Here is a 25,014-nt window from a genome sequence, read left to right as displayed (position 1 = left end):
GGTCTCCGTGATCAGGCGGCGGCGCGGGCCGTGCCGGTGAGAGCGAGGAACACCTCGTTCAGGTCGGGTCGGTCGACGGCGAAGCCGCGCAGCGCGATGCCAGCGGCCCGGCAGGCGGCGACGATGTCGGCGGCAGTGCCCGCGTCCGCGAGCGCGACGGTGAGGATCCCGGCCGAGGATCCCTCCGGCACCTCGCCCGTGAGGTCGGCGACGATGGCCTCCGCGTGCGCGGACTGAGCCACATCGGCGAGTTCCAGGCGCAGCACCTGATCGCCGATGGAGGCTTTGAGTTCGGCGGCGGTGCCCTCGGCGACGATGGCGCCCCGATCGATGACGGCGATCCGGTCGGCCAGCGCGTCGGCTTCCTCGAGGTACTGGGTGGTGAGCAGCACGGTCGCGCCGCGTGCCACGAGCTTGCGGATGATGCCCCACATGCGGTCGCGGGTGTGCGGGTCCAGGCCGGTGGTCGGTTCGTCGAGGAAGATCAGCGGGGGATCGGTGATCAGGGTGGCGGCCAGGTCGAGGCGCCGCCGCATCCCGCCGGAGAACTGGCCGACCGGACGATCGGTGACCGCGCTCAGCTCGAACTCCTCGAGCAGTTCGGCGCTGCGGGCGGCGGCCTCGCGACGCGAGAGCCCCAGCAAGCGCCCGAACAGCCGCAGATTCTCACCGGCGGTGAGGGTTTCGTCGACGGAGGCGTACTGGCCGGTGAGCCCGATCATCGAGCGCACCGCGGTGGCCTCGCGCACGATGTCGTAGCCGAAGATCTCGGCGCTGCCGCGATCGGGGCGCACCAGGGTCGCGAGCATTCGCACGGTGGTGGTCTTGCCCGCGCCGTTGGGGCCGAGCAGGGCGAAGACCGTGCCCGCGGTGACGGTGAGGTCGACGGCACCGACGGCGGTGAAGTCGCCGTAGGACTTGCCGAGTCCGGTGATCCGGATGGCGATCTCGGGGTTCATGGCAGTCTCCCTGCGGCGTGGACGAATTCGGAGGTGAGCGGGGCGAGCGCCTCGACGGTGTCGGCGGCGCGCGCGACCCCGTCGGTGGTGAACGTCGCGGCGTAATCGGTGACCCCGCGACGGACGTCGGGGGTCGAGATCCGGTCGAGCAGTGCGCCGAGGCGCGCGGCGGTGAGCGTGCGCGCGGGCGCGGTCGCCGCCAGACCGAGTCGCTGGAGTGCCTGCCCCCAGTAGGGCTGGTCGGCCTGGACGGAGCAGATGACCTGCGGCACACCGGCTCTCAACGCGGCCGCGGTGGTGCCCGCGCCGCCGTGGTGCACGGCCGCCACGCACTGCGGCAGCACCTCGGCGTGGTCGACCTGATCGACGACGGCCACCTGGGCATCGAGGGAGGGCGTGATCGCGGCCCACCCCGAGGCCAGCAACAGCCGCCGGCCCCGCCGCGCGCAGACCGCACGCAGCATGGCGACGAACGCGACGGGATCCCCGACATCCATCGAGCCGAAGCCCACATAGATCGGTGCGGGGCCAGCCGCCAGCCACCGGCGAACCGCGATCGTGGTGTCGGAGGGGGAATCACCGGCAGCCCTGAGGGTTTCGTTCGACGGGAACGAACCCTCCGCCGAACCGCGAGGCCCGTCGATCCGGAGGCCGTCGCAGCGGTGATCGGCTGTCGGCGGTGTGGTGAGCACACCGTCGACGTCGACCGGAAAGCCGGTGAACGGTCCGGGCAGTTCGTCGCGCAGACCGGGGAACAGCGCGGGATCGTAGGCCTGGATACGCACCCGGGCCGGCGGTTCGCCCGCGGGCAGCACCGGCGCCAGCGCGGCGGCCCTGGCGCGGGCGAGCACCGACCAGCCCCAGCGGTGCACGACACCCGGAATCCGCTCCGCCCACCGCGCCGGAACCACCGGGACGACGGTTGTGGCCTGGATCGGGAAGAAGTGCATCGCCGCGAACGGCAGCCCGGCCTCGCGCGCCACCACGGCGGCGGCCTCCTCACCCGCCATGCCCGCCACCACCACGTCGTGACCCGGCACCAGCTCGCGCAGGTCGGTGAGCATCTCCGGCACGCCACGTCGCTGCAGGTCGAGCACCGCCCGCACCCGTGCCCACGGATTCCGGGCGCCGAATCGGGGGTCGGTGCGCTGGGCACGCAAGAGCGCGGCGCTGTCGCAGCCGAACCCGACGGCGGGGACCCCGTGCTCGGTCGCGAACCCGACGAGGTTGGGGGCGAGCGCGAGGGTCACCTCGTGGCCCCGGGCGATCAGCGCGCGCGCCAGCAGGATGCCGGGCTGGGCGTCGCCCCGGCTGCCGGTGAAGGCCAGCAGTGCCCGCATCGGCTCACACCGCCTGCGCGACGACCGGCGCCGCGGCGGGCGCGGGCGCGTCGAGGTGGACCGCAGCGGTGACCTCCGCGAGCGCCGCGCCGAACGCGGTGAGGAACTCGTCCATCACCTCGGCGGGCAGGCCCGCCGGATACCGGGTGGATACGTAGAGGCCGTCGGCGGCCCGCACGACCCACAGGAATACCTCGTCGGTGGAGTACGACTCCGCCCGCAGGGTCCGGCCACGCAGGTCGGCGACGAGCTCGTAGCCGGGCAGCACCCGGATATCGAGGAAGGAGATGCCGAACCGGGGCGTCTCCGCGACCCCGAGGACCTCCAGTACCCGGGACCAGGACGCGTCGTTCGCGGTCCGCGACCGGCGCAGCGCCGTGCGCGCGGTCTCCAGGGCGGCGGCCATCCCCGCCTCGGGCTCCACCCGGATGTCGACCGGGACGACATTGACGAACCAGCCCATCGACTCCAGCCAGCGCAGATCGGGCCGGGTCGCGATCGGCATGATGGTGCGCATCCGCTCCGCGCCGAACCGGCGCTGATGGGCCACCGCCAGCGCGGCGAACACCGCCACCGACATCCGGTGCCGCACCTGGTCGAGGACCGCCTCGACCCGTTCGAGCTGGTCGAGCTCGAGCACCCGGCGCGACACACTCGGCTGCGCCAGGTCGGCCGGTGCCGGCCGGTGCGCGTGCGGGGCGAACCGCGGCATGGTGCCGTCGCCACCGGCGAGGAACTCCCGCCAGGTCGTTACCGCGGGCGAGTCGGCGTCGAGCTCGGCGGCGGCCGCTCGCTCGACCACCGCGAAGTCGGCGGCACTACCGAAGGTGGCCGACTCGCGGGCCTGCTCGCCCGCCAGCACCTCGCGGTACAGGGTGCGCAGCTCGAGAATGAGAATGGCCTGGGAGTAGGCGTCCATGACCGAGTGATCGGCGGCCACCAGCACGGTGAAGTCCGCGGTCGCGGCATGCTCGACCGTCGCGGCGAGCAGATGCGGCCAGACCAGCGGGGACAGGCGCAGTTCCAGTGCGCCGCACAGGAATTCGTTGATTCGGGTGCCGTCGGTGAGTCCGTCCACCCGGTGCTCGGCGATGCCGACCGCCGTGGCGGGGGCGAGCAGTCTGCGCGGTTCGCCCACGGCGTCGACGCGCACCGTGGTGCGCAACCCCTCGTGTCGGGCATGCCAGCGACGCAGCGTCTCGCGCCAGGCGGCGGGCTCGAGGCGCGCGTCCATCTCGAAGACGGTGCCGATCCAGCGCCCACGGCCCGGTCGCGGATCGGCGGGGTCGACCCCGGCGCAGTAGCCGGCGTGCACGCTGGTCAGCGGACGGTCGTCGGGCTGCCAGGCGGCCGGGGGGAGTTCGGGCGTCCAGATCGACAACGTGCCGGGACGGATCTGGAATTCGGACAGGTGGGTGTATTCCATGACCGGGTTCACCTCGCGACGAATACATGCCGAAGCGGCGGAAGACGGATTCGAAAAAGGGGCACGTCGATGTGTCACCACTGGTGCTCTGGAACTTCGACGGCGGATATTCCCGGGAAGCCTCGGCGGATCTGATGGTATAGCCGGAACGGCGGAATTCATTCCTGTGACGGCGATCACGATTTCGCTGAACAAAACTCGTCGGTCAGCACTTTGTGCCGAGCGGTCGGCGGATTACGGCTGGCGCACAGAATATTTCGGAATGGAATTACCTGCGCACAGTGGTGTCCGCCGATGCTTTTGTTCACCCGGGCCGGTCGACGGTGTCGGCGTCATCACAGCCCGGGGCGTCCGTTGTCCGGTGCTGTTTCCCCGTCGTTCACCTGACGCATGATGGCAGTGGGTGTAAACCCGGAACCGGTGACGGCGTTCAGCGCGGTGCCGCGGCGTCGCCGCGAATGGCCAAGTCGCGCAGCCGGAGCCAATCGATCGTGGGTGGGGCCGGCGGCGTTCCCGGCCGGTGGCGCGGTACCCATACGCGCAGCGCGCCCGGTTCGATGACGCAGCGCACCGGGGTGTCGAGCTGGCGGGACTCGCCGTCGACACCGACCGGGATCTGTGGCGCGTCGGTGTCGACGGCGACTTCCGGGGTGGTGTGCTGGGTCAGGCCGCGGCTGCGTGTGCGGCGGATCAGCCCGACCGCGTCGCGGGTGTTGGCGACCGAGACGGTGACCGCGCCGAGCGTGCCGCGATCGAGGCGTTCGCGGCGGCTCAGCCCGGCGAGGTCGCTGGTGCCGTAGGGATTGTTGCTCACCAGGATCGCTTGCGGGCCGTCGACCGTCGTGCCGTCGATGCGGGCGACGAGCCGGTTGCCGGTGTGCCCGGCGAGCAGGTCGGGCAGCAGGCGCAGCACCGTCGCGGTCTTGTCGTCGCGATAGGCGGGACTGCGCACGATCTCGGCGTAGACGCCGAACGAGGCGTTGTTGACGAACGGCAGGCCGTTGATCCGGCCCAGGTCCACCCGCAGCTCCACACCGTCGCGGAGGGCATCGAGCCCGGCGGCGGGATCGGCGCGATCCAGGCCGAGGTCCATCGCGAAGTGATTGCGGGTCCCCGCACTGATCACCAGGAACGGCAGGTCGTGCTCGGCCGCGATGCCCGCCACCAGCGCCTGGGTCCCGTCGCCGCCCGCTACCCCGAGCAGATCCGCGCCCCGGGCGACGGCGTCTCTGGCCAGCGTCTCGACGTCGACATCGCCTTCGAGCAGGGCGACTTCCGCGCCGAGTTCCTCGGCACGGCGGCGCAGATCGAACTTCTCCACCTTCCCGCCCCCGGAGCGCGGGTTCATGATGAGGAACGGGCGCTGGGCCACCGGGGCGGGCCGGTCGGGCGCTGGCGCGTGATGGGTCCTGGTGCGCAGCGCGACGCGCGCGCACAGCAGCGCCAGCAGGGCCACCGCCACGGTGAGCAGCACCACCCACAGCAGCCGGGCCCGCACGAAGGCCACGACGACGATGATCGGCGAGAGCACCGCGATCGCCAGCGACACCCAGCGCAGCAGTCCGTACCTGGTCAGGAACCAGTACAGGGCGGCCAACGTGACGACCACGCCGCCGGTGCCCACGATCAGCACGCCGAGAGTCCCCACCACTCCCGCGAACAGCACCGGGATCACCGCGGTCAGCGCGGCCAGAAGAAGGGCGGCCCGGGCCGACCAGATCCGGATCCGCGCACCGGAGTCGGCGCTCATCGCCCGGCCCGCCGCATGTCGGGCCGGGGCGATGTCGGTAGCGCCGGCGGAGTCAGTGCTGTGGTCTCCAGGTGGAGATCGCCCAGACGATCACCAGGCTGAGCCCGATGATGATGAACGACCAGGCCGGATAGTAGGGCAGGGACAGGAAGTTCGCGACGATCACCAGCGCGGCGACGGCGAGCGCGCTGTACCGTCCCCAGGTGGCGCCGAGGACCAGACCGACGCCGACGATCAGCGCCAGCACCCCGAGCACGACATGAATCCATCCCCAGGTCGTCGTGTCGAACTTGTACACGTATTCGACTCCGGCGACATATATTTCGTCGTCCAGCAGCGCGGCAATGCCCTGCAGGATCGAGACCGCCGCCAAGATGAGCAGCATGCACGCGGCCGTGATGGAAATACCCTCCGCGATGGCCTGCGTCTGGAAGGGTTCTTCCTCGGGTGGCGCGCGGTGCGCCGACGAGGTATTGCTGGTCATGCTCGACTCCTCGGGATGCTGAGGGAAAGAAAGTGCCCGTCGAGAAATGGATCGCCGAGAATTGCGCCGACGGTCCGAGAGCGAAGTCGGCGAGCAGTGTGTATTCGGTGCGCGAACGCACTGATTTTACCGAAATAGTGTCCTCCGAACAAGGAATCGGGTGGTCACGGGATCAGCCCGCCGACGGGGGCGCCGCCTCGACGCGGTCGAGTTCTTCGTCGAGAGCGAGCGCGGCGGTGATCAGGGCCAGATGCGTGAACGCCTGCGGGAAATTGCCCAGTTGTTCGCCGGAGGGCCCGATCTCCTCGGCGAACAGCCCGACGTGATTGGCGTAGGTCAGCATCTTGTCGAAGGCGTAGCGGGCCTGCTGCAAGCGGCCGGTCCGGGCCAGGGCCTCCACGTACAGGAAGCTGCACAGGTTGAAGGTGCCCTCGGTCCCGCGCAGACCGTCGGGGGAGGCCTCGGGGTCGTAGCGGTAGACCAGGCTGTCGCTGACCAGTTCGTGGTCCATCGCGTCGAGGGTGCTCAGCCACATGGGGTCGTTCGGTGACAGGAATCCCATGCGGGGCATGAGCAGCAGCGACGCGTCGAGAACATCGGTGGCGTAGTGCTGGACGAAGGCCTGGCGCCGCTCGCTCCAGCCGCGCTCGATGATCTGCCGGAAGACCGCGTCGCGTTCGGCCGTCCAGCGGGCCAGGTCCGCGGGTCGGGCGTGCTCGGTCGCCAGCCGGATACTGCGATCGAAGGCCACCCAGGTCATCAGCCGGCTGTAGGTGAAATCCTGACGTCCACCGCGGGTTTCCCAGATTCCCTCGTCGGGCCGGTCCCAGTGGTCGGCGAGCCAGTCGATCAGGCCGGTGAAGGTGCGCCAGCCGGCGATCGCGGCCATGTCGGTGGCCTGGGCCAGGGCGTCGGCGGCCTCGCCGTAGATGTCGAGCTGGATCTGGTCGGCCGCGCCGTTGCCCACCCGCACCGGCGCCGACTTCTCGTAACCCTCCAGGTGGGGCAGGATCAGCTCCTCGAGCTTCGGATCGCCGTCCACGCGGTACATGATCTGCAGGGGCTCGCCGGAGGCGGTGCCGCCCGCGTCTACCCGTTCCCGTAGCCAGCGCCGGAAAGCGAGGCCCTCCGCGGTGAATCCGAGGTCCATCAGCGCGCGGACCGAGAGGGAGGCGTCCCGGATCCAGGTGTAGCGGTAGTCCCAGTTGCGCTCGCCGCCGATCTGCTCGGGGAGTCCCATGGTGGCCGCGGCGATGGGGGCGCCGGTCGGCGCGTAGGTGAGCAGCTTGAGGGTGATCGCCGAGCGGTTGACCATGTTGCGCCAGCGGCCGCGATAGGTCGACGAGCGCAACCAGGTCTGCCAGAAGTGGCGGCAGTGGTCGAATTCGGTGGCGATGGCGGCCCATTCGGGTGCCGCCGAGGCGGCCGCGCCCGGGGCGGTGGTGGTCAGCACGACCGCCGCGCGTTCCCCCGCGGACAGGGTGAAGCGCGCGGTGACGTCCGCGCCGTCGGGGTCGAGCACGATTGGTTCGGTGGCCTGCAGGTGCAGATCGGCGGCGGGCGAACGGAAGACGGCGGTGCGATCGTCGACCTGCTCGAGGGTGTGGGTGGCGCGGGCGTAGTCGAAGCGTGGCCGGCACTCGAGGGTGAAGGTCAGGCTGCCGCGCACCACCCGCACGACGCGGACGAGCCGATGCCGATCGGTGGGCGCGGTGCCGGGGATCGGGACCATGAAATCGGCGACCTCACCGACGCCGTCGGGTCCGGAGAACCGGGTGACCAGGATGGCGGTGTCGGAGAGGTACAACTGCCGGACCGTGCCCGCGCTGGCCGGGTCGACCGCGATCGAGCAGTGTCCGCCGCGCGCGCTGTCCAGCAGCGAGGCGAACACGCTCGGCGAGTCGAAGCGGGGCGCGCACCACCAGTCGATGGTTCCGGCGGACGACACCAGCGCCGCGGTCTGCAGGTCGCCGACGATGCCGTGCTCGTCGATGGGTGGGTACGCGTTCACGAGCGCTCCTCGCCTCGGGCCCTGCGGTCGGCTGTCTGTCAGCCAACCAGCCGCCCGCGGCGCGGTCCTCACCCGGAACGGGTGATTCCCGTGACGGGACGGCGGGGCAGCAGGCCGGTGCCGAACAGCGCCAGGATCGCCAGCAGCGCGGTCACCGCGAACGCCACCTGCAGTGCTTCGAGGCGGGCATCGGTGTTGACGGCCAGGATGGCCTCGGCGGTGGCGTCGTCGATCCCGGCGGTGTCGAGCGCGTCCGACAGCTGGCGGTCCGACAGGAAGGGCACGCCCGACGACAGCTCGGTGGTGGCCTGTTGCTGCACGGAGGCGGGTACGGCCGGGTTCTGCTGGATGCCCGAGATCACCGACGAGGTGAGCGTCGCGATCAGGATCGACCCGATCAGCGCGGTCCCCAGGGACGCGCCGAGCTGGGTGGCGGTGTTCTGGATGCCGCCGACCTCGGAGCTGCGCGAATCGGGCACGGCCGAGACCGTGACCGCGCCCAGCTGCGAGGCCAGCGCGCCCAGGCCCAGCCCCATCAGCAGCATCGGGATCGACACCACGGCCGCGTCGGCGCCGGGATCCATGCCCGCGGCGAGCATCAGCACGCCGACGATGATCACGCCCAGGCCGAGCCGGACGACCCGGCGTGGATCGGCCTGCGGCCGGAAGCGGGGGATCCCGATCGCGGCCAGCACCAGCGCGACCGACAGCGGCAGGATGCGCACCCCGGTCTCGACCGCGCTGAGCTCGAGCACCACCGACAGGAACAGCGGCACGGTGAAGAACACCCCGGCCTGCACGGCGAACTGCGCGAAGAACATGCTCGACCCGCCGACGAGCTGCCGGTTGCGCAGCAGGGCCGGATCGACGAGCGGGTCGCGGCCCCGGTCGACGAGGTAGGTCTGCCTGCGCAGGAACAGATACATGGTGAACAGGCCGCCGAGTATCAGCCAGATGACCGCCGACAACCCGAACAGCGCGGGCGCGCCGGAGGTCGGTCGCACCCACCCCCATTCACTCGACCGCAGCACGCCGAACACGATCGCGCCCAGGCCGAGGACCGACAGCACGGACCCGACCAGATCGAGCCGGACCTGCTCGGCGGGCGCGTCCTCGACGCGGCGCAGCACCAGCAGGATCGCCACCACGATGACCACCTCGCCGAAGAAGACGTAGCGCCACGACGCGAACGTCGTCACCGCGCCACCCAGCAGCGGTCCGACGGCGACGGCGACCGCGCCCGCCGCCGCCACCATCCCGTAGGCCGCCGAGCGGCGCGCGGGCGGGAAGTTGCCCGCGACCAGGGCGACGATCGCGGGCATGATCAGGGCCGCGCCGATCCCCTCCAGCAGCGACCAGCCCAGCAGCAGGATCGTCAGATTCGGCGCCAGGCCGGTGACGAACGAGCCGATGCCGTAGATGACCAGGCCGATCCCGAACACCCGGCGCCTGCCGACGATGGCGCCCACCTTGCCGCCGGTGATCATCAGCGAAGCCATCACCAGCGTGTAGAGCGTGATGGCGGTCTGGATCCCGGTGATCGTGGTGTCGAGGTCCTGGGCGACGGTGGCCATCGACACGTTCATCACCGAACTGTCGAGTGTCATCAGGAACTGGCCGGCGGCCAGCACGAGCAGGACGAGCGAACTCGACTTCACCGGTGGCACCGACACGTGGTCCTCCTCGCGGTCAGTGGGTCAGGACGACTTTGACCGCGACCACCGTGGTGGCCGCGCAGCCCAGCGCCACCGCCCCGATCAGCGTCGATCGGTCCGGGCGCCGGCCTTGCAGCCGCCGGATGACGAAGACGATGCCGGCGATCCGCACCAGCATCACTACCTCGGCCAGCACCTGCGCGGTGCGCGGCTGCAGCCACCCGAAGGCCGCGGCCGCGAGCACGACGCAGGGCACCACCGCCGAGCTGAGGATGGGCAGCGAATCACGTAGGTCGGCCAAGCGATCCGCCGCGGTTTGCGGCGCGCCCTCGCGCACCGATCGGCCGACGCTCTCGGCGAAGGAATGCGCGATGAACGTCGACACGGCGGTCCCGAGCACAACCAGGATGCCGACGTTCTCGGCGGACGGCGAGACCGGGATCAGGGCGGCCAGGATCAGCACGTTCCCGTAGATGTAGGCGCTGATGCGGCTGGCCGCGTTGCCCTGGTCGAGGGGGACACGGGAGAACAGGGGCCTGTGCAGGAGCTCGTGACTGATGCTGTCCATCCGTCCTCACCGTGTTCGTCGGGCGCTACCGGTCTCACGTCGGAAAGGTGTGCTTCCCCAGTACTGTATTCGCGGTTCGCGACGGCCGCGAGGAGGTGCGACGCCTGTCGTCGTCGGGACCCGGTGCCGATCGCCCGCTGTCTCGATCTCGGGCGAATATCTGTCCGGCGGGGAATTCACCGCACCGGACGAACTGTCCGGCAATTGTGCGCCGCACGGCATTCGAGCGCCGCGCGATTTCACATCGGCAACGCTCTCACCTGCTGAAACATCGATTTCGTTGTCGACGAGACGAATGCGCGCGGGTGCTCACTGGTAATGCTCCAGTGCGCCGAGATCGTGTCGTGATCGGCGGTGGCGAGTTGCTATGGTGGGCAAGCGAATCGTTCGTCCGAATGTTAGGAAAACTTGATGGGAAGCACTGCTCTCGACGTCATTGCCCTGCTGGTCAACCGGGCCGCCGGATTCTGGAACTGGATGGCGACCGGCTCGGCGGGATTCCCGCCGCTGTGACGGTGTGATCTGTGCGCGCGAAACCCCGGAAGGCCAACGGCCCTCCGGGGTTTCGCCGTTTCCGGTGCCGGGATCCGTAGGGTGGGCCCATGACGACCGTGGAGACCGGGACCGTGCCACCGACTCGGCGCTGGGTGTCGGCGATGCGCGCGTCGACGGTGCTGGCGGTCGGCGCGACCGTCGCGCTGCTGCTCGACGACGCCACCGCCTTCGACCTGCTGATCACGATCGCCGCGGTGCTCGCGCTGCTGGTCGCCGGTGTGGTCTGGCTGGTGTGCGCGCCGATCGGGTGCGCGCGCTACCGGCGCTACGGCACCGTGCTGGTCGCGCCGCTGGTGGTCCTGGCCGGGATCGGCGCCGTCGCGGCGGGGATTCCGGACCGGGTGGCCTGGTGGCTGTCGGAGTCGGCGCTGACCGAGGTGGCGCGGGGGCGGTGCGCCGAGTCCGACGCCGGCTGGATCGGGGTGATCCGGGTGTCCTCGGTCGCCGATCGCGACGGCGGCTGCCTGTTCGGGATCGGTGACTCACTCGGCGGGCTGGCCTACTTCCCCGCCGGTGCCCGGCCGCCGGTGCACGTCCCCACCGCCTATCAGCCCGTCTACACCCCGTTCGACGGGAACTGGTACCGGTACTCGGTCGACGTGCACGACGGGCACTGAGACGCTCGTCCGGTTCTGTCGTACCCCGGCGTTACCGTTGGCGCACAGCCCATGTCGAGGAGGGTGACGATGACCGACAGTGTCGACGGTGTGCGGGAACGAGCGCGGCGTCCGGAGGATCTGAGCCGGCTGGTGGTCGAACGGCTGAACGCCGGTGACGTGGACGGCCTGGTCGAGTTGTACGAATCCGAGGCGGTCCTGGCCCTGCCGGACGGCGTGGTGGCGACCGGCATCGCGGAGATCAGAGCCGCCTACGCGCGCCTGGTCGCGGACCGGCCGGTGTTCCAGCTCGGCGCGCAGGCGCCCGCGCTGCGGGCGGGCGATCTGGCGCTCACGTCGTCGCGGCTGCCCGGCGGCACGGGGGCGACCGTCGAGGTCGCGCGCAGGCAGCCGGACGGTAGCTGGCGCTGGATTCTGGACCAGCCGAACGTGCTCGGCTGAGCGGTGGCGGTGTCCAGAATGTTGGACATCGCGGGGAACGCCTGCTCCGTAGCGTGGTGCTCAGGTCGGGACCAGCACATCGAGGAGGCCTGTACATGACGAGGTCGCATTCCGTCCTCGCCCGGGCGTCGGGCTCCGACGGCGCGTGGCGCACGACGATGCCGCTCGCCGAGCACGGAGACGACGCGGGCCGGGTACGGCACCTGGTCGCCGCGTTCACCGAGACCGAGGACGCGGTGGGCGCCGCCGAGATCGAGGACGTCGTCGCGGCGTGGGTGCGCCAGGGCGTCTCGTTGGAGACGGTGCTGCGCTACGCGGTGCTGCGCGAACACCACAGTGCGGTGCACCTGATCACGGCGGCGCTGCTCGACGGGAGCGCGACCGCGACGATGGCCCGGCGGTGCGGGGTCGAGATCGCGTCGCACTACTGGGTGCTCGCGGTGGCCGTCACCGATCCGCCCGCGTCCGGCGCCCGGGTGCGTCCCGATCGGGCACAGGCCCGTCGTCGGCTCGAGCAGGTGCGCGCCGAGTTGTTCCGCTGGTCGGACGGCACGGCGCTGTCCCTGCTGACCGGCGACGGCGGCACCGCGCTGCTTCCCGGCGATGTCGACGCCGACGAACTCGAGCCGCTCTTCGCCGCGCTCACCGACGCCGCGGGCGTGCCGATCACCGTGGCGGTCGCGCACTGCGCCGGCGACGCGCTGCCGACCTGGGCGGACCGGACCCACAGCCTGCTCGACATGGTGCAGCGGCTCGGCGTCGACGGCAGGCTGCACCACTTCGCCGACCTGGCGCTGGAATACCAGCTCACCCGACCCGGCCCCGGGCGGGATTTCCTTGCGGCGCTGCTGGATCCGCTCGACGAGCACCCCGAACTGTTCGCCACCCTGCAGTGCCACATCGCGCACGACGTGAACCGGCAGCGCACCGCGCGTGCCCTGCATGTGCACCCCAACACCGTCGACTTCCGGCTCAAGCGGATCGCCCGCCTGACCGGCTGCGACGCGACCCGCAGCCACGGCCTGTGGCGCCTGCGGTCGGCGTTGGTCGCGCGCAGTTATCGCAGCGCGGAACCGGTGTAGCGCAGCGGCTCGAGCCGATCGATCAGTTCTGGTTCAAGCCGGTCGACAGGACGACGACGACCTTGTCCTGGGTGACCTCGCTGACCCGGACATCCATCCCGTTGGCCGCCTGCGACTGGCCGACCGGCACCGTCACCTGCTGGCCGCCGATGCTCAGTGTCACCATGTCGCCGTTCACCGCGACCAGCTCGGCGTCGATGCCGAGCACCGATGCCTTGGCGCTCACCCCGCGCTCGAAGGTGACCGTGCACCCGCTCACGTTGCACTCGGTGGTGGTGCCGGGGCCCGTCATGGTGCAGGCGGAGGCGGCGAAGGGCAGCAGGAGGGCGAACGCGCACAGCGTGATCAGCCGACGAACAGGCATGCCGGTCAGTGTAGTGCGAGCCGCCGGGCCGGGGCCGAAAGCGATGAGTCGGGAGCGAAGGTACAACGGAACGGTCTCGCCGTGTTGCGGGTCCGCCACGCCGGGTAATACCGTCGCTGACAGGTAACTGGCGTCGCAGAGGGGTTGCCGATCGTGTCCGGTACGTCGGGGTGAACCGGCCGAATCTGTCGTTCGTGAGCAGATCCGCCGGTCGACCGGGTGGTCGCTGGACGCGAGCGGTCGAGTCGGGAGGTGGGTCGATGAGCGCGAGCGAGATGACGGTTGCCAGCCGCTGGTGGTGGCGGCCGGGGTGGACACCGGGACGGTCCTTCTACGACTGGCAGGTCACGCCGACCCAGCCGGTCGCCGACAAGCTGGTGGAGATCTTCGGCCCAACGCTGACCAGGCTGCCCGGCTTCGAACCGGTCGACGCGGGCCGGCTGCGGATCGGGGTCCAGGGCATCGGCTTCGTCGACGGCGTCAAGGGAGTGCATCTCGCGGCGCTGGTCGCCGGCTCGCGCACCGTCCTCGCCGAGCGCGCCCCGTTCCAGATCGGCTTCGGCGCGCCCGTGGTCGCCGCCGATTCGATCCGGCTGCCGATCGCCTTGCCCGCCGATCTGGTCGAGGTCCGCGACGACCTCACCCGCGCGCTGACCGACGTGTGGATCCGCGAACGGATCCCCGAGTTCGGCGAGCCGCTGCGGCCGTACCTGGCCCTGGCCTACGCCACCCGGCCGACCCCGGTCGAGCACGTCCGGACGGTGCTCGCCGAGGACGGCTTCGCCGATTTCGGCCTCGACGACACGGTGTCGTCGGTGTCGCTGGTCGAATTGCAGTGCGAGAACCAGCGATACGACTGGTCCGAGGTGAGCACCGCCGATCTGCTCCGGGTGCCCGATCCGGTCGTCGAACCCACCGTCTACGACGATCCGCTCTTCGGCGCGTTGCGACGACCGGCGGACTTGCTCAGGGGGTGAGCCGCGGCGGCGGGGTGCCGTGCGGCAGGCGCGGGCCGACCGCCACCCGGGCGCCCGCGGTCCGGCCGTTGCCCCAGCCGAGCTTCTCCCGGTACCGGCCGATGTGCTCGGTCGGCAGCGTGGCCTCGCGGGGGAGCGCGGTGGACTCCGGGGACACGTAGAGCGCGTCGGTGGGGCAGTACGCCTCGCACATGAAGCACGTCTGGCAGTCCGATTGCCTGGCGATGACCGGAATGCCGTCCTCGGTGCGGTCGAACACGTTGGTGGGGCAGGCGAGCACGCATTTGTCGCAGCCGATGCAATCCTGCGCGCGCAGCAATTCGATCACGACGCCACCGCCAGTCCGGAGTTGCGGGCATCGGCGGTGCCGGTCCACGGCGCGTCGAGGCCACCGGAGACGACGTGGTGATGCTGGGCCGGATCGATGGTGGGATGATCGGCCCGTTTGCTCATGCCCCTGGTCTCGGTGCGCGACAACGTCGATCGGTACATCAACCTGCCGACCGCGGTGATCGCCGCGGCCTGCCTGGCCCTGATCCGGTCGTCGCCGCTCGTGCCCGCCAGCCCGTCGGCGGCGGCGTTCCACAGCTCGTCGAGGCGGGCGAGCGCGGGCCGCAGCCGGTCGCCGTGGCGCAGGTAGTTCTTCTCGAACGGGATCAGTTCCGCCTGGGCGGCCGCGACCACCTCGGCGGCGGCGAGAGTGCCGGAACCGGTGGGGCGCAGGCCGACCCGGCCCGCGCCCTCGACCTCGCCGCCGGTGCGCGCCGTGCGGGCGTAGCGCGCGGCGCCCGCGCCTGCCCAGCTGCCCGACGACATCGCCCAGGCCGCGTTGTGGCTGCCTCCGCCGGTGAAGCCGCCGCAGATCCGCTCCCTGGTGGCGGCGTCGCCCGCGGCGAAGAGCCCGGGGATCGTGGTGGCGCAGTCGTCGTCGACCACATCGATGCCGCCGGTGCCGCGCACGGTGCCCTCGGCGAGCAGGTCGATCTCGAAGCGCTGGGTGAACGGGTCGATCCCGCGGCGGTCGAACTGCAGGAAGAAGTTCGGCTGCCCCAGCCGCATCTGCGCCTGCACGGTCGCGTCGGCCCGGTCGAGCTGAGCGAAGACCTTCTCCCGCGACAGGGTGCGCGCGATCACCGAGCGGCCCCTGGTGGACCCGGCGTCCTCGAGCACCCGGCCGTCCTCGCCGAAGAAGGTGGCGTAGCCGTAGTAGGCGGTCTTGGTGATGGTCGAGCCCTTGGGCACGATGGCGTAGGCGTTGGAGAACTCCATGCCGGAGAACCGCGCACCCACCTCGGCCGCCATCAGCGCGCCGTCACCGGTGTCGACATTGGTGCCCAGCGCCCCGGACAGGAAGGCGCAACCGCCGGAGGCCAGCACCACCGCACCCGCGGTGATCCGGTAGTCCCGGTCGAGCTGGCGCTGATGACCCGCCGCGCCGCGCACCGCGCCGGTGTCGTCGACGAGCAGTTCCAGCGCGGGTGAGTGGTCGTGGATCCGCACACCGATCCGCTGGAGCCAGGCGCGCATCCGGCGCATGTACTCGGGACCCTGCACGCCGGTGCGCAGCGGTTCGCCGGTGGCCGGGTCGACCGGGAAGGGGTAGCGGCCCTCGGCGGCGAGCCGGTTCATGTTCGTATAGGTCTGGTCCAGGACGCGGTCCATCCAGTAGTGGTCGGCGAGGTGGCCGCCCAGTGCCTCGCGCGACGCCTTCGCGTTCGCGCGGGCGGTGGCCTCGGGCGCGACGTACCAGACCCCGGTGCCCGACGGCGCGGTGGCGCCGCTGGTGCCGCAGTAGCCCTTGTCGACCAGGATCACCTCGGCGCCCGCCTCCCTGGCGTGGATCGCCGCCCAGGACGCGGCGGGGCCGCCGCCGATCACCAGGACGTCGGTGCTGGTGTGCCAGGTTTCGCTCATGGATCGTGCTCCTGTCGAGAAGAAGCCGGTGCCCGGCCGGGGACGGCCGGGCACCGGAGGGGAAATCAGGCGCCGGTGAACTTCTCGCCGGCCACCGAGCTGGACGCCGTGCCGTCGACACCGACCGGGACCTCGCCCTCGAGGGTGGTGCGGTAGAGCACCCGGGTGACGTCGAGGTGGTCGAGATCGCTCGGGGCCAGGTGGGCGGTGGCCCGGTTGTCCCAGAACGCGATGCTGCCCTTCGCCCACCGGAACCGGACGGTGTAGGCGGGGTGGGCGATCTCGTCGAAGAGCAGCTGCAGCAGGGCGTCGCTCTGCGGCGGGGTCAGGCCGATGATCCGGGTGGTGAAGCCCGGGTTCACGAACAGCACCCGCTCACCGGTCACCGGGTGCACCCGCACCACCGGGTGCTCGGTGACCAGCGGCGCGGCCGCGATCTTGCGGGCGTAGTCGCTGTCGGCCTCCCACGGCGGGATCCGGCCACCGAAGCGGTGCTCGGCGCGCAGGCCGTCGAGGAAGGTGCGCAGCGACTCCGGCAGCCCGGCGTAGGCGGCGGCCAGATTGGTCCACTGGGTGTCGCCGCCGCGCTCGGGGGCGATCTCGGCGCGCAGGATCGACGCCGCGGGCGGGTTGATCAGCGGTGAGACATCGGTGTGCCACTGGTTGGTGTAGCTGAACTTCTTGCGGCCGAACCGCTTCTCGTAGAGGCGGCTGTCGACGGCCAGGATCTCCGGGTGCTCGGTGGGCGCGTCGTCGTCGTAGGGGTGCGACGGGGTGACGGCGCCGAACCGGCGGGAGAAGGCGATCTGCTCGGCGTGGCCGATCTCCTGATCGCGGAAGAACAGCACCTTGTGCCGGTGCAGGGCGGCGGTGAGCTCCGCGACCTGGGCGTCGGTGAGCTCGGTGCGCAGGTCGACGCCGCCGACCTCGGCGCCGATGTGCCCGGCGACCGGGGTGATCTCCAGTGCGGTGGCGGTGCGGGGTGTTTCGATGGTGGTCATGTTCTCGGTCCTTCGGGGATGCCGGGCTGGGGCAGTGGGGTGCTCAGCGGCCCGGACAGGAACTGCTCACCACCCGCATCAGGTCGATGTCGAGACGTCGGGTCCGCATCAGGCGCTGACCCGCGAATCCCGCTCGGCGAACCGGCTTTCCACCGGGTCCAGGCCGTAGTGGCCACGCAGCGTGGTGGATTCGTAGTCGGCGCGGAACAGGCCGCGCTCCTGCAGGATCGGCACCACCCGGTCGACGAAGTCGGCCAGCCCGCCGGGCAGGTACGGCGGCATGATGTTGAAGCCGTCGGCGGCTCCCGCCTCGAACCAGGTCTGCAGCTCGTCGGCCACCTGCTCGGGCGTGCCGGCGAAGGTCCGGTGCCCGCGGCCGCCGCCCAGCTTGCCGATGAGCTGGCGCACGGTGAGCTCCTCGGTCTCGGCCAGCTCCTTGACCAGCGTGAACCGGCTCTTGCCGCCCTCGATCTCGCTCTCGGCGGGCAGCGGGGGCAGCGGCGCGTCCAGCGCGTGCGCGGTGAGGTCGACACCGAGCATGGACGAGAGCTGACGCAGCGCGTAGTCCGGCGAGATCAGGTCGGTGAACTCCTGCTCGAGCGCCTTCGCCTCCTCGACGGTGTCGGCGATGAACGGCACCAGGCCGGGCAGCACCTTCAGCTCGTGTTCGGCGCGACCGTATTTCGCCAGCCTGCTCTTGAGATCGCGGTAGAACCGCACGCCCTCCTCGACGGTGCGCTGCGCGGTGAACACCGCCTCGGCCCGGTGCGCCGCGAACTCCTTGCCCGACTCCGAGGAACCCGCCTGCACCAGCAGCGGCCTGCCCTGCGGGCCACGCGGCGAGTTGAGCGGGCCGCGCACCCGGAACCGCTCGCCGGCGTAGTCGAGGGTGTGTACCCGGGTCGGGTCGGCGAACACGCCCGCCTCGGTGTCGAGCACGATCGCCTCGGACTCCCAGCTGTCCCACAGCGCGAGCGCCACGTCGACGAACTCCTCGGCGCGTTCGTAGCGGCGGGCGTGCTCGGGGATCGCGTCGAGGCCGAAGTTGTAGGCCTCGTCGACACTGCCCGAGGTGACGATGTTCCACCCGGCCCGCCCCGCGCTGATGTGGTCGAGCGAGGCGAACTTGCGGGCCAGGTTGAACGGCTCGTTGTAGCTGGTCGAGGCGGTGGCGATGAGGCCGATCCGCTCGGTGGCGGTCGCGATCGCCGACAGCAGCGTCACCGGTTCGAACACCGCGAGGGTGTTGCGTTCGATGCGCGGGCCGACGGCGAGGGTGTCGGCGAAGAACACCGAGTCGAGCTTGCCGCGCTCGGCGATGCGGGCCAGCTCCTGGAAGTGCCGCACGTCGAGCACCCGGTGCGCGTCGGTCCGCGGGTGGCGCCAGGCCGCCTCGTGGTGGCCGACGCCCATCAGGAAGGCGTTGAGGTGAAAGGTCTTGCGGGACATGGAAGAGATCTCCTGGTCAGGCGTCGGTCGGCGAGGTGCGCCAGCGGGAGAGGCGGCGTTCCAGCGCGACGAGGGCGAAGTTGAAACCGAGGCCGATCAGCGAGATGGCCACGATGCCCGCGTACATCTGCGGGATCTGGAAGTTCTGCTGCGCGGCGGTGATCAGATAGCCGAGACCGGCCCTGGCACCGACCATCTCGGCGGCGATGAGAACCAGGATCGAGCCCGCCGCCGCCATCCTGATGCCGGTGAAGATCGACGGGATGGCCGCGGGCAGGATCACCTTCTGGAACAGCCGCAGCGGCGAGAAGCCGAGCGACACCGCCGATTTCACCAGCAGCGGATCGACGGTGCGCACCCCGGTGATGGTGTTGAGCAGGATCGGGAAGAAGGTCGCGTAGCCGATCAGCGCGATCTTCGACGTCTCGCCGATGCCGAGGATCAGCACGAACACCGGCAGCAGCGCCAGGGCGGCGGTGTTGCGGAACAGCTCGAGCACCGGATTGAGGAAGTCCGAGACCGGCTTGTACCAGGCGATCGCGATCCCGACCGGCACCGCGATCACCAGGGCGATCGAGAAGCCGGTGATCGACCGGGTGAGGCTGGCCGAGACGTGTTCGCCCAGTTGCCCGTTGGCGGCGAGCTCGGCGAAGGCCTGCACCACCACCGAGAACGGCGGCAGGAACACCTCGTCGACCAGGCCGAACCGGGGCGCGAGTTCCCAGGCGCCGAGCAGCAGCGCGAAGGCGAGCAGGGGCTTGGTGATCCGGATCAGTGTCGCGGCGGTCGTGCGGGCGGCGCGGGTCAGCCCGGCGGGCACGGCGGGCCGGGGGACCGGAATCGCCAAGGGGACCGCCGGTTCCGCGGCGACTTCGGCGGGGCGGACGAGGACGGGGACGGCGCTAGACATGGGCGGGGCTCCTGTCGGTGGACGCGACCGCCGCCGCGGCGCGGTCGTCGGTGGCGAGCTCGAGCCGCTGTGCGCGGCTCACCTCGCTCTGCAGTTCGGTCCAGATGCGGTGGCGGTAGTCGCGGAACTGTTCGCTGGAGCGGACGTCGATGTCGCCGGTGCGGTCGATATCGATGTCGATCACGGCCTTGATCCGGCCGGGCCGGGAGGTGAGCACGGCGACGCGCTGGCCCAGGTACACGGCCTCGTCGATTCCGTGGGTGATGAACAGGATGGTCTTGCCCGTGGTGCGCCAGATCCGCAGCAGTTCGTCCTGCAGCGACTCCCTGGTCTGCGCGTCGAGGGCGGCGAACGGTTCGTCCATCAGCAGCACCTCCGGGTCGAAGGCCAGGCTGCGGGCGATGGCGACCCGCTGCTTCATGCCGCCGGAGAGTTCGTGCGGGTAGCGGTCGCCGAAGCCGGCCAGGCCGACCAGTTCCAGGTAGTGCTCGGCGATCGCCCTGCGCTCCTTGCGCGCCACGCCCTTGGCCTCGAGGCCGAACTGGATGTTGGCGCGGGCGGTGCGCCACGGCAGCAGCGCGTACTGCTGGAACACCACGCCGCGGTCGAGCCCGGGGCCGGTGATCGGGGCACCGTCGAGCAGGATCTGGCCCGCGCTGGGGGTGCTCAGGCCGCCGAGCAGGTCCAGCAGGGTGGACTTGCCGGAACCGCTGGGGCCGACCAGGACCAGGAACTCCCCGGCGCCGACGTCGATGCTGATGTCGTCGATGGCGGTGAACTTCTCGGCCGCGCCGCGCACGGCGAACTGCTTACCGACGCCCCGCAGGGCGAGTTTGGCTGTGGTGGTACTCATTTCGCGGCCACCGCCTCGCCGGTCGGGCCGCTGGCGGGCTGGTAGGTGCCGTTGGCGTAGGGGTTGTCCTGGTTGGTGAACAGGTCCTTGGCGGCGATCTTGCCCTTGGGTAGTTCACCGTTGCGCTCGAGCCAGTCGATCCAGATCTGGATCTCGCGGTCGGCGATCACCGCACCCGCGACCGGGATGCCGGAGCTGCGCCAGTAGTCGAGCAGCTTGAGGTTCTCGTTGCGGCCACGCTTGGTGATGATCTCGGTGAACTTGGCCACCACCTCGTCGCGCGGGGTGATCTGCAGCCAGCGGGTCGCCCGCGCGGTGCCCTGCACGAAGTCCTTGACCGCGGCACCGTTCTGGGCGATGTAGTCCTTGCGGAAAACATAGGTGCCGTAGTCGAATTCGCCGAAGATGTCCTTGTCGGTGAACAGCGGGTGCAGGCCGCCGCGCGGCACCGCGGTCTCGCGGTACACGCCGCCGAGCGCGGCCACATCGATCTGGCCGCTGCGCAGCGCTTCCTCGGTGTTGACCGGCGGCACCACGATCAGCTGGACCTGCTTGATCTCGGCCTCGCTGAGACCCTGCTGGTGCAGCCATTCCCGGGTGACGAACTCGTGGTGCGCGCCGAGGGTGTTGACGCCGACCTTCTTGCCGATCAGGTCACGGGCGCTGGTGATGCCGGAGTCGTCGCGGACGAAGTAGCCGGTGAACGACTTGGCGTCGGAGCCGTAGGAACTCAGCACAGCCTGCACCGGTGCGCCACCGGCGGCGAGCTTGACCACCGCGCCGTTGAACGCGCTGCCGAATTCGATCTGCTTGGTGGCGGCGGCCTGGATATTGGCCGGGCCGCTGGTGGTGTCGCCCTCCCACTGCAAGCTGATCGTGCTGAAGTAGCCGAGGCTGTCGGCGAGTTCGAAGGCCGTGACCAGGCCGGTCTGGCCCTGGTAGCGCAGGACGGTCTTGCCGTCGGCGGTCGTCGGCGCGTCGGTGGCGCCGCACGCGGTGACCACCGCGAGGGCGGCGGGAACGACGAGTGCGGCGGCGAGCGCCCGCAGCGGACGTCGTCGGAAGAGGGTGGAGAACATGTTTCGGGGTGCTTTCGACGGCACGCGTGACCGCGCGGCGGGCCACACGGGCGCACGCCGCGACGATCCGCGCGAACGGATTACCGGGAAGGAGAGGGGAGAATCGGCGGACCTGGAGCCGCCGCGGCGTCAGCGGCGACAGAATCCGGGCGACAGGCGCATCAGGTCCACCGTACGGCGGCGGACGAGCGCGGGGGATTCGATCATGACGGGACTTTCGGTGACGAGTGCGGCGAGGGCTGCGCCGCAACGGATTCCATAGTGCGCCCGGCGGTATCCGGGCGGCAATGCCGTTTTCGCATCGTGGAAATCACGGTGCGCCGAATCCCGTACCAGCGGCGCCCGCGTGGAAATACGGTCCGATGCGCACGGCGATCTGGTGCATCGCGGGCACGACGGCTCGCACGAGATCCCGGTCGAGGCGGACCGAACGCGCCTGCACACCCAGCGCGCCCCAGACCTGGCGGTCGGGTCCGAGCACCGGGACGGCGATCGCGCGGATCGGCTCGTCGCTGTCGATCTCCTCGACCGCGAACCCGCGCCTGCGCACCGTGTCGAACAATTCGCCGGTGGTGGCGTCGCCCCTGGCCGGGGTGTGCGCGAGCAGCGCGTGGCCGACCGCGCTGCTGGACAGCGGGCTGCGCTCCCGCGGAATCTGGTTGTGGCAGAAGTACACCGGTGGCCGCGCCTGGAAGACGGTCAGCGCCTCCTCCGCGTCGGGCACGCTCAGACTGACGGTGATCTTGATCCCGGCGGCGAGCGCGTACAAATGGGGCGCGGCGGCGTCGAGACCGAGCCGGGAGAGCGCGGGGCGCGCCAGGCAGGCCAGCCCGTGCCCGATCCGGTAGCGATCGGTGGCCGGGTCCTGTTCGAGCAGCCTGCCCCGGACGAGGGCCTGGGCCAGCCGGAAGGTGGTGCTGACGGGCAGTCCCGCCCGCTGCGCGAGTTCGCTGAGCGACAGTTCGGGATCGCTGCCCTGGAAGCAGTTCAGCACGTGCACCGCGCGGTCGACTGCTTGCGCGCCGGAGCGCGGCGGTTCGGTGGCGGTCATGGCGGCTCCCTCTCGACGAAGTGCCGTGAACTATCGCCAACGCCGTGATCAGGCGCAATCCTTCCGCGCACCGATAGCGGAATTCGAGCGGTGCGGGGCGGCCTCAGTCGCCGTCGGCCCGCGCCGGGGCGGCGGGCGGGGAGAGCCGGATGACGCCCGCGTCGAGGTCGACGTCGAGCCGGGGTTCGCGCTCCTGGCCGTTGCTGTCGCCGCTGCCTTCGTTCTGCAGCTTCTTGCCCGGAAACAGCTCGCCCATGATGCCCACGGCTCCACGATAGCCGCGGGCATCGGCGCGGCCTCACCAGAAGCGCGGTGTCAGTCCCCAGTCGCCGAACTCGGCGGCGAGCAGGTCCTGCAGCGCCGCGCGGGTCGGGAAGCGGTCGGGGTCACCGCCGGTGACCACCAGGGTGACGGTGTCGTCGTCGCAGGAGAACGCCAGGTTGACGCCCACTTCCACCTGCCGGAACAACTCGACCGGGCCGGGATTGACCACGGGGCGCATGATCACGTCGCGCGCCCGGTGCTCGCCGAGCACGGCGATGTTCTGGGCGGTGCGCCCCATGTTCGTGCACAGGCACTCGGGCGCCTTGGCGGTCCGCGCGAACTTGTGCAGCACCACCTTCGGCAGCAGCATCTGGACCGGCTGCAGATGCTGGATCGGTGGAATGGTCGCGGGATCGCGGTAGGCCAGGCCCGCGGCCTTGAGCGCGGCGCGGACCGCGGGCAGATCGGCCCGCGCACCGGCGCGGTAGGTGACGCTGATCGGCAGCCCGGTGGTGGCGTTGGCCCGCGGATCGTCGGCGACCCGCATCGAATGCGGAATGTCCACGCGGACGTCGGCGCCGTCGGCGATCCGGCCGCTGCGCCCGAGCAGACCGACGGCGACACCGATCAGCAGGCCGTTGGTGGTGCCGCCGTTGGCCGCGGCGACGGCGTCCCAGTCGGCGAGGTCGACCTGGACGATCGTCTCGGCGGCCTGCCAGGTCTCCGCGTGCGGCAGGCGGGGTTCGGCCGGGCGCGGATTGCGGGCGGGCTCGCTGACCCCGCGGGCGCGGCGCGCCAGGCGCACCCCGCGCGCGACCGCGCGCACCTGTCCCGCCGCGTCGGCGATGTCGGCGGCGAAGCGGCGGGGGCCGGCGACCGGGCCGACCAGATGGCCCGCGCTCGCGGCCCGGTCGGGGGTCTCGCCGCGATTGAGCCGGTCCAGCGAGTCGACGATCGCGTGCATCATCCCGCCGCCGTCGCAGGCGACATGCGAGGCGACCAGGGTGACGACGGTGCCGCCGGACTCCGTGTGCGCGCCCGCCAGCTGCCACACCAGGCCGCGCTCGGGGTCGAACTCCACCGCGGCCTGCTCGAGGAACCACTCCAGCACCCGGTCGTCGGGCAGCGGCGTGGGCGACCAGATCAGCGGCAGCGACTCCGTGGCCGGCTCCCAGTGCGCCCGCGCGATCGGGAACCGGGTGGTGCGGACCTTGCGGGCGATGAATCCGGTGGCCAGGTGCGCGTGCCAGCGCCGCAGCAGGTCGGGGTCGAGCCGCTCGTCGAAGCGGTAGGCCAGCTGATTGACCAGCGCGTTCGGGTAGAGGCTGTGCAACTTGAAGAACAGGTCGTCGTCGGCGGTGATCCGGTTCAGGCCGACCGGTCCGGTGGCGACGGCCGCGACGGCGGGGGAGGTGACGGTCATCGGGAACTCCTCATCGGGAACGGAGAGTGCGCACGGTCAGCGGCGCGAAGACGGCGACGACGACCACCGAGGCCACCAGCGACCAGCACGCGTCGGCACCGACGGTGCCCGCGGCAGCCAGCTCGCGCACGGCGGAGACCAGGTAGGACACCGGATTGACGTCCGAGACGTGCTGCATCCAGGTGGGCATGGATTCCTCGGGCACCAGGGCGTTGGAGGCGAAGCCGAGGAAGGTCAGGACCAGCATGCACATGCCCTGCACGGCGGCGGGCCGGGCGACGGTCGCGCCGATGAAGGCGAACAGCCAGCTGATCGCGGTCGTCGCGAAGACGACCAGCACGGCACCGGCGAGGAACCCGGCGGTGTGCTCGGGCCGGTAGCCCATACAGAATCCGACGATCACCACCGTCGTCGCGGCGATCAGGTACCGCACCGTGCCCGCCAGCAACGCACCGGCAACCGGGGCGGAGCGGGCGATCGGCATGGCGACGAAGCGGTCGAAGACCCCGGAATGGATGTCCTCGGACAGCTGCACGCCGGTGGCGACCGAGGAGGTGAGCACGATCTGCACCAGCACGCCCGGAATCATGATCGGCAGGTAGGCCTCCATGCTGCCCGCGATGGCGGTGCCGAAGATGCTGCCGAACAGCACCGGGCCCACGATCGGCAGCAGAATGGCGTCGTAGAGCAGCTGCGGGCTGTGCCGGAAGGTGAGCAGGCCACGCCACGCCATCATCAGCGCGTGCTGTACCGCCGCGAGCGCGCCGACCCGGGTGATCCGCGGCGCGCGCACGACCTGCGGCGGTGTCGTGCCGGTCGGGGTGGTGAGAGTCATTGCGGT

Annotated in this window: 24 protein-coding genes; 4 read left to right on the top strand and 20 right to left on the bottom strand. The window is 71.0% G+C overall.

All coding sequences use genetic code 11. From position 1 onward, the window contains the following. Positions 1-11: 11 nt before the first annotated feature. From ACFVW6_RS27835 to ACFVW6_RS27800, 8 genes are all read right to left on the bottom strand, one after another. Complete coding sequence (locus tag ACFVW6_RS27835) at positions 12-959, bottom strand: ATP-binding cassette domain-containing protein (protein ID WP_378826193.1); 948 nt, start codon at positions 957-959, stop codon at positions 12-14. After that, a complete protein-coding gene (locus ACFVW6_RS27830) occupies positions 956-2,299 on the bottom strand; it encodes a glycosyltransferase (RefSeq protein WP_378826191.1) in 1,344 nt (447 codons plus the stop codon). Before ACFVW6_RS27830 ends, ACFVW6_RS27835 begins: the two co-directional genes overlap by 4 nt. A 4-nt stretch (positions 2,300-2,303) precedes the next feature. After that, entirely contained in the window at positions 2,304-3,725 is a 1,422-nt protein-coding gene (locus ACFVW6_RS27825; RefSeq protein ID WP_378826189.1) for a condensation domain-containing protein, read from the bottom strand. A 430-nt stretch (positions 3,726-4,155) separates the two neighbouring features. Then, entirely contained in the window at positions 4,156-5,475 is a 1,320-nt protein-coding gene (locus tag ACFVW6_RS27820) for a diacylglycerol/lipid kinase family protein (protein ID WP_378826187.1), read from the bottom strand. Between the two features lie 52 nt (positions 5,476-5,527). Continuing rightward, positions 5,528-5,959 (bottom strand): acetyltransferase, encoded by a 432-nt coding sequence (locus ACFVW6_RS27815; protein WP_355271768.1) that lies wholly within the window; start codon positions 5,957-5,959, stop codon positions 5,528-5,530. Positions 5,960-6,131: 172 nt separating this feature from the next. Then, the gene (locus ACFVW6_RS27810) at positions 6,132-7,970 is read right to left on the bottom strand and encodes a glycoside hydrolase family 15 protein (RefSeq protein WP_378826183.1); all 1,839 of its coding nucleotides are present in this window, start codon (positions 7,968-7,970) and stop codon (positions 6,132-6,134) included. A gap of 68 nt (positions 7,971-8,038) precedes the next feature. Continuing rightward, entirely contained in the window at positions 8,039-9,643 is a 1,605-nt protein-coding gene (locus ACFVW6_RS27805; protein WP_378826181.1) for an MFS transporter, read from the bottom strand. Between the two features lie 16 nt (positions 9,644-9,659). Next, positions 9,660-10,193, bottom strand: a complete 534-nt coding sequence (locus tag ACFVW6_RS27800; RefSeq protein WP_378826179.1) for a hypothetical protein — start codon at positions 10,191-10,193, stop codon at positions 9,660-9,662. Between the two features lie 602 nt (positions 10,194-10,795). Between ACFVW6_RS27800 and ACFVW6_RS27795 the strand changes: the two genes are divergently transcribed. The 3 genes from ACFVW6_RS27795 to ACFVW6_RS27785 all read left to right on the top strand — a co-directional run bounded on the left by ACFVW6_RS27795 (position 10,796) and on the right by ACFVW6_RS27785 (position 12,888). Next, positions 10,796-11,365: a hypothetical protein gene (locus ACFVW6_RS27795; protein WP_378826177.1), complete on the top strand. Its 570-nt coding sequence runs from the start codon at positions 10,796-10,798 to the stop codon at positions 11,363-11,365. Between the two features lie 69 nt (positions 11,366-11,434). Next, positions 11,435-11,806: a nuclear transport factor 2 family protein gene (locus ACFVW6_RS27790; protein ID WP_355271776.1), complete on the top strand. Its 372-nt coding sequence runs from the start codon at positions 11,435-11,437 to the stop codon at positions 11,804-11,806. Positions 11,807-11,901: 95 nt separating this feature from the next. Next, a complete protein-coding gene (locus tag ACFVW6_RS27785) occupies positions 11,902-12,888 on the top strand; it encodes a PucR family transcriptional regulator (RefSeq protein WP_378826175.1) in 987 nt (328 codons plus the stop codon). A 22-nt stretch (positions 12,889-12,910) separates the two neighbouring features. Here the strand turns inward: ACFVW6_RS27785 and ACFVW6_RS27780 are convergent, their stop codons facing one another. Continuing rightward, positions 12,911-13,252: a hypothetical protein gene (locus ACFVW6_RS27780; protein WP_355271779.1), complete on the bottom strand. Its 342-nt coding sequence runs from the start codon at positions 13,250-13,252 to the stop codon at positions 12,911-12,913. A 260-nt stretch (positions 13,253-13,512) separates the two neighbouring features. Between ACFVW6_RS27780 and ACFVW6_RS27775 the strand changes: the two genes are divergently transcribed. Next, on the top strand, positions 13,513-14,229 hold the full coding sequence (locus ACFVW6_RS27775; protein ID WP_378826173.1) for a hypothetical protein: 717 nt from the start codon (positions 13,513-13,515) through the stop codon (positions 14,227-14,229). On the opposite strand, the gene ACFVW6_RS27770 is transcribed toward ACFVW6_RS27775, so the two are convergent. The 11 genes from ACFVW6_RS27770 to ACFVW6_RS27720 form a co-directional block, all read right to left on the bottom strand. Next, positions 14,219-14,557, bottom strand: a complete 339-nt coding sequence (locus tag ACFVW6_RS27770; protein ID WP_378826171.1) for a 4Fe-4S dicluster domain-containing protein — start codon at positions 14,555-14,557, stop codon at positions 14,219-14,221. The two genes, ACFVW6_RS27775 and ACFVW6_RS27770, sit on opposite strands and share 11 nt — an antisense overlap. Further along, positions 14,554-16,143, bottom strand: a complete 1,590-nt coding sequence (locus ACFVW6_RS27765; protein ID WP_378826170.1) for an FAD-dependent oxidoreductase — start codon at positions 16,141-16,143, stop codon at positions 14,554-14,556. Before ACFVW6_RS27765 ends, ACFVW6_RS27770 begins: the two co-directional genes overlap by 4 nt. Before the next feature lie 65 nt (positions 16,144-16,208). Next, the gene (locus ACFVW6_RS27760; RefSeq protein WP_378826168.1) at positions 16,209-17,144 is read right to left on the bottom strand and encodes a TauD/TfdA dioxygenase family protein; all 936 of its coding nucleotides are present in this window, start codon (positions 17,142-17,144) and stop codon (positions 16,209-16,211) included. A gap of 108 nt (positions 17,145-17,252) precedes the next feature. Next, entirely contained in the window at positions 17,253-18,593 is a 1,341-nt protein-coding gene (locus ACFVW6_RS27755) for an LLM class flavin-dependent oxidoreductase (RefSeq protein WP_378826165.1), read from the bottom strand. Positions 18,594-18,609: 16 nt separating this feature from the next. Then, on the bottom strand, positions 18,610-19,503 hold the full coding sequence (locus tag ACFVW6_RS27750) for an ABC transporter permease (protein ID WP_378826163.1): 894 nt from the start codon (positions 19,501-19,503) through the stop codon (positions 18,610-18,612). Then, positions 19,496-20,356: an ABC transporter ATP-binding protein gene (locus ACFVW6_RS27745; protein ID WP_357347377.1), complete on the bottom strand. Its 861-nt coding sequence runs from the start codon at positions 20,354-20,356 to the stop codon at positions 19,496-19,498. Before ACFVW6_RS27745 ends, ACFVW6_RS27750 begins: the two co-directional genes overlap by 8 nt. After that, positions 20,353-21,435 carry an ABC transporter substrate-binding protein gene (locus ACFVW6_RS27740; RefSeq protein WP_378826160.1) on the bottom strand — a complete coding sequence of 361 codons (1,083 nt, stop codon included), beginning with the start codon at positions 21,433-21,435 and terminating at the stop codon, positions 20,353-20,355. The genes ACFVW6_RS27745 and ACFVW6_RS27740 overlap by 4 nt, the downstream gene beginning before the upstream one ends. A 310-nt stretch (positions 21,436-21,745) precedes the next feature. Beyond that, positions 21,746-22,486, bottom strand: coding sequence for an IclR family transcriptional regulator (locus ACFVW6_RS27735; RefSeq protein WP_378826158.1), 741 nt, complete (start codon positions 22,484-22,486; stop codon positions 21,746-21,748). A 103-nt stretch (positions 22,487-22,589) separates the two neighbouring features. Further along, on the bottom strand, positions 22,590-22,742 hold the full coding sequence (locus ACFVW6_RS27730) for a hypothetical protein (protein ID WP_378826156.1): 153 nt from the start codon (positions 22,740-22,742) through the stop codon (positions 22,590-22,592). Positions 22,743-22,784: 42 nt separating this feature from the next. After that, entirely contained in the window at positions 22,785-24,173 is a 1,389-nt protein-coding gene (locus tag ACFVW6_RS27725) for a hypothetical protein (protein ID WP_378826154.1), read from the bottom strand. A 10-nt stretch (positions 24,174-24,183) separates the two neighbouring features. Continuing rightward, on the bottom strand, positions 24,184-25,008 hold the full coding sequence (locus ACFVW6_RS27720) for an ABC transporter permease (RefSeq protein ID WP_378826152.1): 825 nt from the start codon (positions 25,006-25,008) through the stop codon (positions 24,184-24,186). Positions 25,009-25,014 lie beyond the last annotated feature (6 nt).

It is taken from the genome of Nocardia sp. NPDC058244 (assembly GCF_042882065.1).
GTDB lineage: Bacteria > Actinomycetota > Actinomycetes > Mycobacteriales > Mycobacteriaceae > Nocardia.
Note: the sequence above shows the minus strand (reverse complement) of the source record. Positions and strands in the feature narration are given on the sequence as shown.

What these genes read in the sequence shown, in the direction of transcription:
- ACFVW6_RS27835 (WP_378826193.1), bottom strand. Translation starts at nt 959, where the DNA reads ATGAACCCCGAGATCGCCATCCGGATCACCGGACTCGGCAAGTCCTAC.
- ACFVW6_RS27830 (WP_378826191.1), bottom strand. Translation starts at nt 2,299, where the DNA reads ATGCGGGCACTGCTGGCCTTCACCGGCAGCCGGGGCGACGCCCAGCCC.
- ACFVW6_RS27825 (WP_378826189.1), bottom strand. Translation starts at nt 3,725, where the DNA reads ATGGAATACACCCACCTGTCCGAATTCCAGATCCGTCCCGGCACGTTG.
- ACFVW6_RS27820 (WP_378826187.1), bottom strand. Translation starts at nt 5,475, where the DNA reads ATGAGCGCCGACTCCGGTGCGCGGATCCGGATCTGGTCGGCCCGGGCC.
- ACFVW6_RS27815 (WP_355271768.1), bottom strand. Translation starts at nt 5,959, where the DNA reads ATGACCAGCAATACCTCGTCGGCGCACCGCGCGCCACCCGAGGAAGAA.
- ACFVW6_RS27800 (WP_378826179.1), bottom strand. Translation starts at nt 10,193, where the DNA reads ATGGACAGCATCAGTCACGAGCTCCTGCACAGGCCCCTGTTCTCCCGT.
- ACFVW6_RS27795 (WP_378826177.1), top strand. Translation starts at nt 10,796, where the DNA reads ATGACGACCGTGGAGACCGGGACCGTGCCACCGACTCGGCGCTGGGTG.
- ACFVW6_RS27790 (WP_355271776.1), top strand. Translation starts at nt 11,435, where the DNA reads ATGACCGACAGTGTCGACGGTGTGCGGGAACGAGCGCGGCGTCCGGAG.
- ACFVW6_RS27785 (WP_378826175.1), top strand. Translation starts at nt 11,902, where the DNA reads ATGACGAGGTCGCATTCCGTCCTCGCCCGGGCGTCGGGCTCCGACGGC.
- ACFVW6_RS27780 (WP_355271779.1), bottom strand. Translation starts at nt 13,252, where the DNA reads ATGCCTGTTCGTCGGCTGATCACGCTGTGCGCGTTCGCCCTCCTGCTG.
- ACFVW6_RS27775 (WP_378826173.1), top strand. Translation starts at nt 13,513, where the DNA reads ATGAGCGCGAGCGAGATGACGGTTGCCAGCCGCTGGTGGTGGCGGCCG.
- ACFVW6_RS27765 (WP_378826170.1), bottom strand. Translation starts at nt 16,143, where the DNA reads ATGAGCGAAACCTGGCACACCAGCACCGACGTCCTGGTGATCGGCGGC.
- ACFVW6_RS27760 (WP_378826168.1), bottom strand. Translation starts at nt 17,144, where the DNA reads ATGACCACCATCGAAACACCCCGCACCGCCACCGCACTGGAGATCACC.
- ACFVW6_RS27755 (WP_378826165.1), bottom strand. Translation starts at nt 18,593, where the DNA reads ATGTCCCGCAAGACCTTTCACCTCAACGCCTTCCTGATGGGCGTCGGC.
- ACFVW6_RS27750 (WP_378826163.1), bottom strand. Translation starts at nt 19,503, where the DNA reads ATGTCTAGCGCCGTCCCCGTCCTCGTCCGCCCCGCCGAAGTCGCCGCG.
- ACFVW6_RS27745 (WP_357347377.1), bottom strand. Translation starts at nt 20,356, where the DNA reads ATGAGTACCACCACAGCCAAACTCGCCCTGCGGGGCGTCGGTAAGCAG.
- ACFVW6_RS27740 (WP_378826160.1), bottom strand. Translation starts at nt 21,435, where the DNA reads ATGTTCTCCACCCTCTTCCGACGACGTCCGCTGCGGGCGCTCGCCGCC.
- ACFVW6_RS27735 (WP_378826158.1), bottom strand. Translation starts at nt 22,486, where the DNA reads ATGACCGCCACCGAACCGCCGCGCTCCGGCGCGCAAGCAGTCGACCGC.
- ACFVW6_RS27730 (WP_378826156.1), bottom strand. Translation starts at nt 22,742, where the DNA reads ATGGGCGAGCTGTTTCCGGGCAAGAAGCTGCAGAACGAAGGCAGCGGC.
- ACFVW6_RS27725 (WP_378826154.1), bottom strand. Translation starts at nt 24,173, where the DNA reads ATGACCGTCACCTCCCCCGCCGTCGCGGCCGTCGCCACCGGACCGGTC.
- ACFVW6_RS27720 (WP_378826152.1), bottom strand. Translation starts at nt 25,008, where the DNA reads ATGACTCTCACCACCCCGACCGGCACGACACCGCCGCAGGTCGTGCGC.